The 12,864-nt window shown below is 70.7% G+C and carries 12 protein-coding genes; 7 read left to right on the plus strand and 5 right to left on the minus strand.

The window, feature by feature from the left end; translation table 11 throughout:
- Positions 1-10 precede the first annotated feature (10 nt).
- The 4 genes from tsf to OG715_RS27925 all read left to right on the plus strand — a co-directional run bounded on the left by tsf (position 11) and on the right by OG715_RS27925 (position 4,066).
- On the plus strand, positions 11-850 hold the full coding sequence (tsf, locus tag OG715_RS27910; protein ID WP_266274499.1) for a translation elongation factor Ts: 840 nt from the start codon (positions 11-13) through the stop codon (positions 848-850).
- A gap of 260 nt (positions 851-1,110) precedes the next feature.
- Entirely contained in the window at positions 1,111-1,875 is a 765-nt protein-coding gene (gene pyrH / locus OG715_RS27915; RefSeq protein ID WP_030396754.1) for a UMP kinase, read from the plus strand.
- A gap of 95 nt (positions 1,876-1,970) precedes the next feature.
- Complete coding sequence (gene frr / locus OG715_RS27920; protein ID WP_266274498.1) at positions 1,971-2,528, plus strand: ribosome recycling factor; 558 nt, start codon at positions 1,971-1,973, stop codon at positions 2,526-2,528.
- 344 nt (positions 2,529-2,872) lie between these two features.
- Positions 2,873-4,066, plus strand: coding sequence for a phosphatidate cytidylyltransferase (locus tag OG715_RS27925; RefSeq protein WP_266274497.1), 1,194 nt, complete (start codon positions 2,873-2,875; stop codon positions 4,064-4,066).
- A gap of 183 nt (positions 4,067-4,249) precedes the next feature.
- Here the strand turns inward: OG715_RS27925 and OG715_RS27930 are convergent, their stop codons facing one another.
- The 4 genes from OG715_RS27930 to OG715_RS27945 all read right to left on the minus strand — a co-directional run bounded on the left by OG715_RS27930 (position 4,250) and on the right by OG715_RS27945 (position 8,317).
- On the minus strand, positions 4,250-5,491 hold the full coding sequence (locus OG715_RS27930) for a tyrosine-type recombinase/integrase (RefSeq protein WP_266274496.1): 1,242 nt from the start codon (positions 5,489-5,491) through the stop codon (positions 4,250-4,252).
- 210 nt (positions 5,492-5,701) lie between these two features.
- Positions 5,702-5,932, minus strand: coding sequence for a helix-turn-helix domain-containing protein (locus OG715_RS27935; RefSeq protein WP_266274495.1), 231 nt, complete (start codon positions 5,930-5,932; stop codon positions 5,702-5,704).
- Positions 5,933-7,132: 1,200 nt separating this feature from the next.
- Positions 7,133-7,444 (minus strand): helix-turn-helix domain-containing protein, encoded by a 312-nt coding sequence (locus tag OG715_RS27940; RefSeq protein ID WP_266274494.1) that lies wholly within the window; start codon positions 7,442-7,444, stop codon positions 7,133-7,135.
- Positions 7,445-7,891: 447 nt separating this feature from the next.
- Positions 7,892-8,317, minus strand: a complete 426-nt coding sequence (locus tag OG715_RS27945) for a hypothetical protein (protein ID WP_266274493.1) — start codon at positions 8,315-8,317, stop codon at positions 7,892-7,894.
- Positions 8,318-8,506: 189 nt separating this feature from the next.
- Here OG715_RS27945 and OG715_RS27950 point away from each other — a divergent pair, with 189 nt between their 5' ends.
- From OG715_RS27950 to rlmN, 3 genes are all read left to right on the plus strand, one after another.
- Positions 8,507-8,887, plus strand: coding sequence for a GntR family transcriptional regulator (locus OG715_RS27950; RefSeq protein ID WP_266274492.1), 381 nt, complete (start codon positions 8,507-8,509; stop codon positions 8,885-8,887).
- 245 nt (positions 8,888-9,132) lie between these two features.
- Positions 9,133-10,338, plus strand: a complete 1,206-nt coding sequence (locus OG715_RS27955) for a helix-turn-helix domain-containing protein (protein ID WP_266274491.1) — start codon at positions 9,133-9,135, stop codon at positions 10,336-10,338.
- Between the two features lie 139 nt (positions 10,339-10,477).
- A complete protein-coding gene (gene rlmN, locus OG715_RS27960; protein ID WP_266274490.1) occupies positions 10,478-11,578 on the plus strand; it encodes a 23S rRNA (adenine(2503)-C(2))-methyltransferase RlmN in 1,101 nt (366 codons plus the stop codon).
- Between the two features lie 132 nt (positions 11,579-11,710).
- Here rlmN and OG715_RS27965 read toward each other — a convergent pair whose 3' ends face one another.
- Complete coding sequence (locus OG715_RS27965; RefSeq protein ID WP_266274489.1) at positions 11,711-12,862, minus strand: hypothetical protein; 1,152 nt, start codon at positions 12,860-12,862, stop codon at positions 11,711-11,713.
- Positions 12,863-12,864 lie beyond the last annotated feature (2 nt).

Genomic DNA, 12,864 nt, shown 5'->3' on the forward strand with positions numbered 1-12,864 from the left:
GATTCACACCATGGCGAACTTCACCGCCGCGGACGTCAAGAAGCTCCGTGAGCTCACCGGCGCCGGCATGATGGACTGCAAGAAGGCCCTGGACGAGGCCGAGGGCAACGTCGAGAAGGCCGTCGAGCTTCTGCGCATCAAGGGCCAGAAGGGCGTTGCCAAGCGTGAGGGCCGCGACGCCTCCAACGGTGCCGTCGCCGCGCTGATCGCCGAGGACAAGAAGTCCGGCGTCCTGGTCGAGCTGAACTGCGAGACCGACTTCGTCGCCAAGGGTGACAACTTCGTCAAGGTCGCCGACGCGATCGCCGCCCACGTCGCGAAGAGCGCCCCGGCCGACCTGGACGCCGCCCTGGCTTCCGAGATCGAGGCCGGGAAGACCGTCCAGCAGTTCGTGGACGAGGCCAACGCGACCCTGGGCGAGAAGATCGTCTTCCGCCGCTTCGCGCAGTTCGACGGTGAGGGCTTCGTCGCCGTCTACCTGCACAAGACCAGCCCCGACCTGCCGCCGGCCGTCGGCGTCCTGGTCGAGCTGGACAAGGAGAACGCCGAGGTCGCCAAGGACGTCGCGCAGCACATCGCCGCCTTCGCGCCGAAGTACCTGTCCCGCGAGGACATCCCGGCCGAGGACATCGAGAACGAGCGCCGCGTCGCCGAGGCCACCGCTCGCGAGGAGGGCAAGCCGGAGGCCGCCCTGCCGAAGATCGTCGAGGGTCGCGTCACCGGCTTCGTGAAGGAGAACTCCGTCCTGGAGCAGGCCTTCGCGAAGGACAACAAGAAGACCGTCGCCAAGGTCCTCGCGGAGAACGGCGTCGCCCTCAAGCGCTTCGCCCGCTTCCGCGTCGGCGCCTGAGCCACGTTCCACCGGTCCCCCGGCCGTAGGCTGGGAACCGCCCCCGCCCGCTGACCAGGGTGACGGGGAACGCGCCGTACGGGCTCACCCAGCGCCATCCGTTCATGGGCGAGCCGCGTCGGCGACATGAACGACGAGGAGGCCATTGCCGTGCAGGACACCGAACCGGTTCCCGCGGCAGTGGCCTCCTCTCGTGTACGCGCAGGCCGGGCACCCGCACACCCGCGTCTGTGAACCAGTAGGTGCAGAAGGAGAAGTCCATGCAGGAGACGCAGGAGACCGCGCGGGAGATCCAGGACGGCACGCGCCGCCGGGTAATGCTGAAGCTGTCCGGTGAGGCCTTCGCCGGCGGCGGCGGGCTCGGCGTCGATCCGGACGTCGTGCACGCGATCGCCCGTGAGATCGCCACGGTCGTCCGCGCGGGCACCGAGGTCGCCGTGGTGATCGGCGGAGGCAACTTCTTCCGCGGTGCCGAGCTCCAGGTCCGAGGTATGGACCGGGCCCGCTCGGACTACATGGGCATGCTCGGCACGGTGATGAACTGCCTGGCGCTCCAGGACTTCCTGGTCAAGGAGGGCATCGAGACGCGGGTCCAGACCGCCATCACGATGGGCCAGGTCGCCGAGCCGTACCTGCCGCTGCGCGCCGTCCGGCACCTGGAGAAGGGCCGCGTGGTGATCTTCGGCGCCGGTATGGGCATGCCCTACTTCTCCACCGACACCACGGCCGTCCAGCGGGCGCTGGAGATCCACGCCGACGTGCTGCTGATGGGCAAGAACGGCGTGGACGGCGTCTACGACTCCGACCCCCGCACCAACCCGGACGCGGTCAAGTTCGACGCGCTGGAGTACTCCGAGGTCATCGCGCGCGACCTCAAGGTGGCCGACCTCACCGCGATCACGCTGTGCAAGGACAACAACCTCCCGATGCTGGTCTTCGAGCTGCTTGCGGAGGGCAATATCGCGCGTGCGGTGAAGAGTGAGAAGATCGGCACACTCATCAGCCAGGATTCTGTCCGGGCCTGAGCAGTAACCAGCCGTACCGGACGGCGCCGCCGCGAGGCTCGGGCGCCCGACCCCGGTCGGGAACACCAGCAGATGAACCGGACAGGGAGATCACAGTGATCGAAGAGACCCTCCTCGATGCCGAGGAGAAGATGGAGAAGGCCGTCGGCCACGCCAAGGACGACCTCGCCGCCATCCGCACCGGCCGCGCGCACCCGGCGATGTTCGCCAAGATCGTCGCGGAGTACTACGGCGCCGTGACGCCGATCAACCAGCTGGCCTCCTTCTCCGTGCCGGAGCCCCGGATGGCGGTCGTCTCGCCGTTCGACAAGACCGCGCTGAAGGCGATCGAGCAGGCGATCCGCGACTCCGACCTGGGCGTCAACCCGTCGAACGACGGCTCCATCATCCGGGTCGTGCTCCCCGAGCTGACCGAGGAGCGCCGCCGGGAGTTCATCAAGATCGCCCGCGGCAAGGGCGAGGACGCCAAGGTCTCGATCCGCGCCGTCCGCCGCAAGGCCAAGGACGCGATCGACAAGCTGGTCAAGGACGGCGAGATCGGCGAGGACGACGGCCGTCGCGCCGAGAAGGAGCTCGACGACACCACGGCCAAGTACGTGGCCACCGTCGACGAGCTGCTGAAGCACAAGGAAGCCGAGCTGCTCGAGGTCTGATGAACGACGCCCCTGACGCCCCTGGCTATTGGGGCACGTCCGACCAGCAGTACCAGCCGTACCGTCCGTACGAGCCTGCGCAGGCCCCCAGCGCGCCTGCGCAGGCCAGCGGCGGACCGGGCACACCCACTGCCCCCGGCACCTCCGCCGTCCCCGGCACACCCGGCGCACCCGCCGCCGGCGGGTACCCGGCGCAGCCGCCGCACGGGCAGTACGACCGACCTGGGCAGTACGACCAGTACGGCCGGCCCGGTCCCTACGGCTCGGGTGACCCCGGCCACCGAACGGGTCACTCCCAGCAGCCTCCGGTGTACTGGGACCCCGACGCGGAGGAGACTCAGGTCATGCCTCCCGTACCGGCCGACCCGGGCCCGCAGCCCGCAGCCCCGTCCGGGCCCGACCCCGCCGAGGGGCCGTCCCGGGAGACGGGCCGGCTGAGCGGACCGCTGTTCCGCGACGAGCAGCCCGGGGCGGTGGAGCCCGGCGCGTCGGAGACGGTCGTGCTGCGCGCGATCACCGACGACGCCCGGTCCGCTCCGCCCGCCGGGCCGTACCCGGGCGCTGCGGCGTACCCGGGGCAGCCGGCGCCGCCGGTCGCGGCGGGTCACCCCGGCGCGCCGGGCGGACCGGTGGCGGGGCAGCCGTTCCTCGTGCCGTCGTCCTACCCAGGGCAGGAGACACCCGTGGCCCAGCCCGATCCGCAGCCCCAGCCGGCGCAGCGCAAGCAGCGCGGTGGCCGCAACCTCCAGGCCGCGATAGGTGTGGGCGTCGGCCTCGGCGCGGTCATCGTCGCCTCGCTCTTCGTCGTCAAGGCCCTGTTCCTGGTCGTGGTGATCGCGGCGGTGTCGGTCGGCGTCTGGGAGCTGACCAGCCGGCTGGCCGAGCGCAAGGAGATCAAGGCGCCGCTGGTCCCGCTGGTCGCGGGCGGCATCGCGATGATCGCCACCGGCTACTGGTCGGGGATCCAGTGGGCGGCGGCCTCGCTCGCGCTCACCGGCCTCGCGGTGATGGTCTGGCGGATGGCCGAGCCGCCGGAGAACTATCTGCGGGACATAACGGCGGGCATCTTCACCGCCTTCTACGTCCCCTTCCTCGCCACCTTCGTGGCGTTGATGCTGGCGGCCGACGACGGTCCGCAGCGGATCGTGCTGTTCCTGATCGTCACGGTGTGCAGCGACACCGGCGCCTACGCGGTGGGCTACAAGTTCGGCCGGACCAAGCTGGCGCCGACGATCAGCCCGGGCAAGACCCGGGAGGGCCTGGCCGGCGGCATCGGCCTGTCGATGCTGGCGGGCGCGCTGCTGATGGAACTGATCATCGACGGCGGCAGCTGGTGGCAGGGCCTGATCCTGGGCGGCTGCGCGGCGGTCACCGCGACCCTGGGCGACCTGGGCGAGTCGATGATCAAGCGCGACCTCGGCATCAAGGACATGGGCACCCTGCTGCCCGGTCACGGCGGCATCATGGACCGGCTGGACTCGCTGCTGCCGACCGCCCCGGTGGTCTGGCTGCTGCTGGCGGCCTTCGTGGGCAGCTGAGGCCACCCGCCCCGGCCCGGGCCCCGGACGCACGGCGTCCGGGGCCCTCGCGCGTCTGCGACACTGGATGAACCATGCCTAAGCCCGGAGAACACTCACCGGGGCGGCGACGAAGGGCCCTCTACCTGCGACTTTCCCGCGTGTAGGGGGCCCTCGCGCGTCTGCCGGGCCGTCCCTGGGCCGTCAGGTGGTCGAATCGCCCGGCAGGAACAGCCGGTCGACGGCCTTCCGGGCGCGGTCCTGGCTGTTCGGCATGAGATGGGCGTAGACCCTGAGTGTCAGGGCCGGGTCGGCGTGGCCCAGGTAGTCGCTCACGGCCCGGATGCTCTCCCCGGCGTCGAGCAGCACGGAGGCGTAGAAGTGCCTCAGGGCGTGCATGCCGTGCTCCCTCGCGGAGGCGTAGGCCTCGCCGGGGCGCGGCGTCGGGATGAGGCCGGCCGCCGCGAGCGCGGGCTTCCAGTCCTGCAGGTTGAAGTTGCTCCGCCAGACCAACCCGTCGGCCGTGTTGCTGAACAGCAGCCGGAAGGTGACCGGCGGACCGTCCGGGGTCTTCCACGGGAGCGTGACCGGTACGGGCTTGCAGCCGTCCATGTGGGCCCGGACGGCGGCAGCCACGGAGCTGGGGAGCGGCACATCGCGTTCCTTGTTGCACTTCGGCGGAGCGAACACGGCCTTCCCCCGGATCTGCTTCACCTGGCGAAGCACGTGGACGGTGCCCGTCTCGAAGTCGAGTGCGTCGTCCTCCGCCAGGCCGACGATCTCGCCCTGCCGCAGTCCGCACCCGGCACCCAGGTCGGCCATCGCCCGGTATCGCTCCGGCAGCGCGCCGCGCACCGCGAACACCTGCTCCGGGAGCCAGGGCACGACGCGGCGAGTCTCGACGGCCGGCGGGCGGACCGACGCCGCGCCGCACGGGTTCCGACTAAGGAGCCCGTCGTCCACGGCGGCTGACAGAACGGACCGGACGTCCGAGTAGATGTTCCGGGCGTACCCGCCCGAGATCGGGCTCAGCTCCAGTTCCTTCACCAGCTCCTGGATGTGCGACGGCCGGAACGAGTCGAGCGGTCGGCGGCCGATCCGGGGGAACGCGTGCAGCCGCAGCCTGGTTTCCACCAGAACCTGACTGGCCGGGTCGGTGGTCTGGGCCTTGAGCCACCGTTCCGCGAACTGCTGGAAGGTGGTCCTGGACGCCTTCGGGTCGATGTACTGGCCGCGCGCCATGTCGGCCTCGATCTGGGTCAGCCAGTCCTCCGCCAAGCGCTTCTGGCGGTCGGGGAAGCTCTTGGACTTCTCGGTACCGTCCGGCGCGACGTAGCGGGCGCGGTAGCGCTTGCCGGTGCCGTAGCGGTCAGTGCGGGTGCGCTGGGGCTTGCCGTCGGGGCCGGTCTCGGTCTTGTACCAGCGGTCTTGGATGTGGCCGGCCATGGGCCGCTCCTCGGGTTCGAAGGGTGGGTGTGGCGGGGCAGGGAGGGAGGCGTCCGGTGCCGGAAGAGAGCGGATTCCGGGGTGTTCGGCGGTGCCAGCGGGGCGCCTCCCTGCCTCCCTGTGGCGGTGTCGCTGCTGATCAGGGGCTATTTGGTGGTCAGGGAGGCGGGGAGGGAGTTCTCCCTGCCTCCCTGGTGGGTCCCTGGTGGTTCAGGCGGCGTCGCGGGTCTGTTCGGTGACCCATTGGGCGACGGCGTCGGGGTGGTAGCGGAGGTGGCGGCCGACGCGGAAGGCGGGCGGGCCGGTGCGCTTGCGGCGCCACTGGTAGAGGGTTTCGAGCGGGACGGCGAAGAGGGAGGCGACGTCTTCGGGGGTGAGGAAGCGGGCGGGGAGGGCGGTCACGGCGGGTCGGGTGGCGGCGGGGGTGCTGCGGTTGGCCACGGGCCTCTCCTCGGGGCGGTTGCGGCGGGTGTCGGGCCGGGTGTCAGGGGGTGGTGTCAGGTGCCGTCAGCGGTGGCCTGACAGCGCGCCTGCCTAGGGGGTCGGGTGTCAGCGGGTGTCAGGTGTCAGGGGGTGTCAGAGCGGCCGGGGCGGGGCCGAGTGCGGTGCCTGGTGCTAGCGACCGGCGGGGGTGTCGGGGGTGCTCTGCGGGCGGGTTTCGGGGTGCTCCGGCGGGGTGCTCTTGATCGCTGGGTGGCTGGTCAGGATGTGGTTCGCCTGCTAGCGGGGGTGCTAGGTCTAGCGGGGGCGGACGCTAGGCCCGGTGGCGGTTCCGGGGCCCGGCCGGTGCGCGGCGGGGAGGGGTCGTGGCTTCGCGTGGTGGCTGTGCTGTCCTAGGTGCGGATTTCTGCGTCACCGCGACACCAGCGTCACGCAGGGCCTCTGACCTGCTGTTTTGGGGTGACGCAGCGACTTTGGGAATCGGGCCCTGCGTCACCGGGTGACGCGGGCTGCGTCCACGCCCATGACGCGCGACGGCTCCCCGTGGCGTGGGTTGTCCGAGGTGCGGATTTCTGCGTCATTGCGACATCAGCGTCATGCGGGCCTGTGACCTGCGGTTTTGGATGACGCAGTGGCCGGGGTCTGCGTCATCGGTGCGTCATGGGCTGCGTCATGGCATGTCGCACATGTCGCAGGATGACGCAGCGGTTGCCGTCTGCGTCATGGTCGTTGGTGCAGGTCAGGGGCTGTTTTCCGGCTCGCATGACGTACATGTCGCAGCGTTCTCCTACTTAGGAAAAGAGGAGGGGCTGTTGTAGGTGGGGGCGGGTCGTGCGGCGCGGTTCCGGGTGGTGACGCAGACCGCGTTGGCGGGTGACGCGGTGACGCAGAGGTGACGCAGGATCGGCCGTCTGCGTCACCCTTGTTGTCGCAGGTCAGAGGCCGTCTTTCGGTCCTGGGTGACGCGGTGACGCAGAGCTTCCCTTCTTAGGAAAAAAAGAGGGGCAGTTCTGGTACTGGGCGCGCGCCTCAGAGCGTGATGAGGAGCCGCTGCGCGGCACGACCTTCGGCGGCTTCGCCGAACAGCAAGACGAGCACCCGGCGCCGGGGAGGCCGGTGCTCTTCTTGCTTGTCCGGCCGCGCCGGGCGTCCAGCTTTCTGGACACCCGGCGGCCACTTCCGGGGTGGCGGTGGGGGTGGTCAGCTGCGGGGAGTGGTCCAGGGGGACCGCTTCCGGCTGCTGGACGGAGCTGCGGCGGCGACGTCGTACAGGCCGGCGGGCAGTCCGGTGGCGGCCAGGTAGGTGCGGAAGGCGTCGCTGGGGACGCGGACCTGGCCCCGGCCGTTGCCGACCCGGTAGGTGGCCAGTCGCCCACTGCGGGCCATGCGCCACACGGTCTCCTGGGACAGCCGCAGGGCGAACGCGACCTGGGGCACCGTCAGGTAGTCCGTCGGGTCCGGGTCGGGGTTCACGAGGGGGGTCGGGTCGGTGGTCGGCGACGGGGTGTTCATGCGGGTCTCCTCGGTCGGATGGTGGGGCGGGAATGGGGTCTGGCTGGATGCTCACCGACGCTCACGGGCGCTCACGACGACGCGTTCGCCGCCCACGTGGGCGTCGGGTTCGGGAAGCAGGAGTCCGCGCCGCTCATGGGTCGGGAGGCGGGCGGGAAGTCGGGGTGTTCACCGGTGAGCGGGTCGGCTGTCGGTCGGCTCGTTGCCGCTGGTCAGTGGGCGACCGATGCAGTTCCGTAAAGGGCGGGAAGTGCTTCCGGGAACGCGGGAACGATCGGCGGGAACGCCGGGAACGGTCCTGTGAGCGGCGGTGGGCGGTCGGGTGCTCACCGTGCCGGTCGGGTACCTGGGAGTCGGCCGACCGGGGCTGCACCGCATGCCGCCGGTCGGTCGGGTGAGCGGTCGGTGAGCGCCTGTGAGCGTCGGTGAGCGCTCGCCTGGGGAGGCTCAGACGGCGGCGAGCAGGAGGGGGTTCACCGCCGGGGCGGCGGGCGGCTGCGGGGCGGTCATGCCGAATGTGCGGGTGACGGCCTCGGCGACGAGCTTGGTGTACGCGTGGAACGAGCGGCGCGGGTGCGACAGCGCGGTGCGGGCCAGCTCCGCGTACTCCTCGATCTGGGACATGCCGGAGTCCACGATCGCGAACCGCAGGGCCTCGGCCAGCTCGTCGGAGCACTGGAGCTCCGAGGCGGTGAGCATCATCGACGGGTGGAAGGCCAGCAGGCCCACCAGGTCGAAGAACCGCAGCGACACCGACACCCGCACCGACAGGCGCGGCTCCGGCTCACCCCGGTCCGCCTCGCCGAACAGCGAGACGTTCTCCTCCATGCGGTCGGTGGTCAGGGGCTGCGGGGCGATGAGCGAAGCGTGCATGATGGAACTCCCTTGAGAGAGGGGTTGGGGAGCGGAACTGACTTGGCGGTTGGGGCCGCTCCCCATCGTTTGAAAGCCCGGGGTTCCCCCCTTGGGCTTGAACCTAGGTTACATAGGTCTAAGCCGGAGATGCAAGAGCTGACGCAAGCTCTCGTGATCTGGGTCAGCTAGTACAGCTAGGCTTGTGCCATGGAGATGAAGCGAAGCGAGTCACAGCCCCCCTACGTCGTGATTGCAGCCGATCTGCGCCGCCAGATCCTTGATGGCACATACGCCCCGGGGGCTCGCCTTCCGACGGCGAAGGACTTGGCCGCTCAGTACAAGGCGGCAGTCATGACCGTGCAGAGCGCCGTCCGTCTCCTCCGGGAGGAAGGTCTGGTGATCACCCAGCACGGCCGAGGGATCTTCGTGAGTGCGACTCCCGGAGAGGTGAGTGAGGGCGCGGAGCAGTCCCCGGGGTACGCCGAGATCATGCGCGGCATCGACACGGTGATTGCTGAGCTTGGTCGGCTCGACAACCGGATGCGCACGCTTGAAGAGACCGTTGAAGCCCTTCAACGCGGGCGCTGAGGCTTTCCGCGCGCCTGGCCAGACTGCCTAGCCCTTCGTGCAGCGCGGCCAGGCGCGCCGACACCACATCGAGTTCCGCCGTGGAAAGTCCCATGTCCCCCACATTCCTAACTTCCGTCTTGAGTTAAGGATGTGACGCATGTTCGACCGGTACACCGGGTTAGCTGTCTCCCACGTGGGCACCGACGAACCAGGCGACAGGGGGAGTGGAGACGGTGGGCCTTCAAGCAGGAACGATCGGTCCCATGAGGACCACCTTCAGTCGGCTCCTGGTGGAGCTGCGTGCAAGCCGCGGTAAGTCTCTGGCTGACCTTGCCCAGCTCATTCACTTCAGCCGTGGGTACATCGGCAACATCGAGAACGGCAGCAAGTTCCCCACCCGGCCGTTCGCAGAACTCGCAGACACAGCACTCCAAGCGCGCGGCGCCCTACTTGCTGCCTGGGTACTCGCCGAGGAGGAAGAGCGTGAGGCTGAACGTACGCGCCGGTTGCTGGCGACGTCCGTAAGGGAGTCGAACGCGCTCGACGCACTCTGCGGCAGCCGACCCGACTCCGGGTTTGTCAGCCAGTCGGTGAGAGAGCTTGCCATCGACTACCTCGGGACTCCGCCGGCGCCGATGCTGGCCCGTACGACCCAGGTCCGGACGAGTTTGGTCGACAGGCTCAAGAACGGCGGCATGCGGGCGGAGGATGAGAAGGACCTTCTCCTGGCCGTGGGGCAGTTGTCGGGAGTGCTTGCATACGCAGCGCTCGACCTGGGGAGCCCGGCGGCTGCGCTTGCTCATGCGCGGGCTGCCTGGCAGTGCGCCGATCGGGTGGGCGACAACGAGCTGAGGGCCTGGACCCGTGGCACGCAGAGCCTCATCTCGCGCTTCCAGGGCGACTACGACCAGGCCCTCGCGTTCATTCGGGACGCGGAGCAGTACGCGACGCAGGGAACCTCCAGGCCCCGGATTCTTTGCGGCCTGGCGCAGTGCATGGCGAACCTTGGGGACGCTGCGGAAGCCAACAAGGCCCTGAACGCGGCCCAAGAGGCACGGGAGCAGGCGCGAACGCTGGACTCCGTTCCCGGGTTGTTCGAGTTCACACAGGCCAAGCAGCACTACTACGCGGGCAGCAGCCTCATCTGGTTGACCGGGCGCGAGAACGCCGAGCGGGCCCAGCGCGAGGCGAGCATGGCGATCAGGATGTGGGAGGGGGAGCCCCCCGAGGCGCGCTCCCTCGACGACGAGGCGCTCGCGCACGTCTACCTGGGGACCGCTCGCCTCCAGCTCGGCGAACTCGACGGCGGAATGGCTGCGATCAGGCCCATCCTGGACCTTCCGGAGGGACGCAAGATCTCATGGATCGGTAAGCGCCTCGACCGGTTCCACGCGATGCTGATTCAGTCGCCCTATCGCGGTTCAGTCCTGGCCCAAGAGGCTGCGGACGAGATCCATTCGCTGATGTAGGTCGGGAGTCGGGCGACAGCTCGGGCCGTCTGTGGGCCGTCCGGGGACGGCCGACAGTGACAAATGACGGCCACCGCTGAATCCCTCCGCCCTTGTGCGGCCTGGGTCACCCTGCGCGGTCTGCGACACTGGTTGGACCATGCCTAAGCCCGGAGAACTCACCTTTGTCGCGCCGCGTGGCGCCAAGCCCCCGCGACACCTCGCCGACCTGAGCCCCGCCGAGCGCAAGGAGGCCGTCGCCGAGCTGGGCGAGCAGCCGTTCCGCGCGAAGCAGCTCTCCAACCACTACTTCGGCCGGATGTCGAACGACCCGGCGAGCTGGACGGACATCCCCGCCGCCAGCCGGGAGAAGCTGACCGACAGCCTGATGCCGGAGCTGATGTCCGTGCTGCGGCACGTGTCCTGCGACGACGACACCACCCGCAAGACGCTCTGGAAGCTGTTCGACGGCACGCTCGTCGAGTCGGTGCTGATGCGCTACCCGGACCGGGTCACCATGTGCATCAGCTCCCAGGCGGGCTGCGGCATGAACTGCCCGTTCTGCGCCACCGGCCAGGCCGGGCTGACCCGCAACCTGTCGACGGCCGAGATCGTCGAGCAGATCGCCGCCGGGATGCGCTCGCTCCGGAGCGGGGAGATCCCCGGTGGCGAGGCCCGGCTGTCCAATGTGGTGTTCATGGGCATGGGCGAGCCGCTGGCCAACTACAAGCGGGTGCTGGCCTCGATCCGCCGGCTGACCGATCCGGCGCCGGACGGCTTCGGCCTGTCCCAGCGCGGCATCACGGTCTCGACCGTCGGCCTGGTCCCGGCGATGTACCGGTTCGCCGACGAGGGGCTCAGCTGCCGTCTGGCACTGTCGCTGCACGCTCCGGACGACGAGCTGCGGGACGAGCTGGTGCCGGTCAACACCCGCTGGAAGGTCGCCGAGGTACTGGACGCGGCGTGGAACTACGCCGAGAAGTCCGGCCGCCGGATCTCCATCGAGTACGCGCTGATCAAGGACATCAACGACCAGGCGTGGCGGGCGGACCTGCTCGGCCGGCTGATCAAGAACCACCGGGTGCACGTCAACCTGATCCCGCTGAACCCCACCCCGGGCTCCAAGTGGACGGCCTCGCGCCCCGAGGACGAGCGGGAGTTCGTCCGGCGGCTGCAGTCGCACGGTGTGCCGACGACCGTCCGCGACACCCGGGGCCAGGAGATCGACGGCGCCTGCGGCCAGCTCGCGGCGGCGGGCTGAGCACCTCAGCGCCTGAGCACCTCAGCGTCTGAGCACCTCAGCGCCTCAGCGCCTGAGCACCTCAGCGCCGGACCGGACGCCGACCCGGCCCACCCGTACTGAGCCCGATCCCCTTGCGCAGCGGGGTCGGGCTCAGCGCAGTCCGGCGGCGGCCAGGGCCGCGGTCGCCCCACCGGTGACCAGCAGGACCGTGCCGGTCATCAGGGTCCGCAGCACGACGGCGCCGAACAGCAGCCGGGGCGCCGCCCCGAGCCGCAGCAGCGCGTCGGCGACACCCCGGCGGGCGGTGCGCAGCTCGGCCAGCCGGGCCACCACCGCCCCGGCCGCGCAGCCGAGCACCAGCCCGGCCTCGATGGCGGGCAGCACATCGGCGCTGCCGGGCTCGCCCAGCCAGTAGCGGATGGTGGTGAGCACCACCGCGAGCGCCAGGGTGAGGACGGCCAGCGGTGCCCCGAGCCGGCCGGACTGGGCGGTGAGGCCCCGGCCGGCGAGCAGTCGCAGCGGGGTGGGCCGCCCGAGCGCCAGCAGCCGGCCGGCCCAGCCGAGCAGCGGGCCGGTGAGCAGGGCGAGGCCGATCGCGGAGGCGATCCAGCCGCCCAGTGCGGCGGTGCTGGTGCTGCCGAGTCCGGCCGGCAGGTGGATCGGGCGGCCGTCGGCGGCGGCGCCGGGGCGCAGCGCGATCAGTTCCAGGGCGAGGCCGATGACGGCGAGGCCGATCGGCAGGGCGAGCCGCCACGGGCCGGAGCCGGTCGGTTCGGCGGCGGAGCGGCCGGGCAGGGTCTCGGCGGGCCGGACGGCTCCGGCGGCGGCGAGTCCGGCGGTGAGCGGCACGAGGGCGAGCAGGGTGACCGGTGCGGCGGCGGGCAGGGCGACGCCCATGCCCAGTTCGTCGGCGAGGGTCGGTCCGGCGATGTCGTTGCGCAGGACCAGGAAGAGCAGCAGGGTGAGTCCGGCGCCGGCCCCGCAGGCGAGCGCGACCTCGCCGGCGATCAGCGCGCGGATCCGGCCGGCCCCGGCGCCGGCCGTGGTGAGCCCGGTGATCCGGTCGGCCCGCCGGGCGGGTACGGCACGGGCGGCGACGGCCGAGAACCAGGCGACCGAGGCCAGCGGGGGCAGGCACCAGAGCAGCCGGACGAGCGCGTCGTGGCCGTCGGCGGGGCCGCTCATCGCCCGGCCGAGGGCGCGCAGCAGGAAGGCGGCGACGACCGCGCCGGCCAGGGCGGTCAGCAGCCACCGGCCGAGGTCGAGGACCCGGTAGCCCCGGGCCAGGCGGAGATAGAACACGG

This window comes from Kitasatospora purpeofusca, from assembly GCF_036010405.1.
Classification (GTDB): Bacteria; Actinomycetota; Actinomycetes; order Streptomycetales; family Streptomycetaceae; genus Kitasatospora; species Kitasatospora purpeofusca.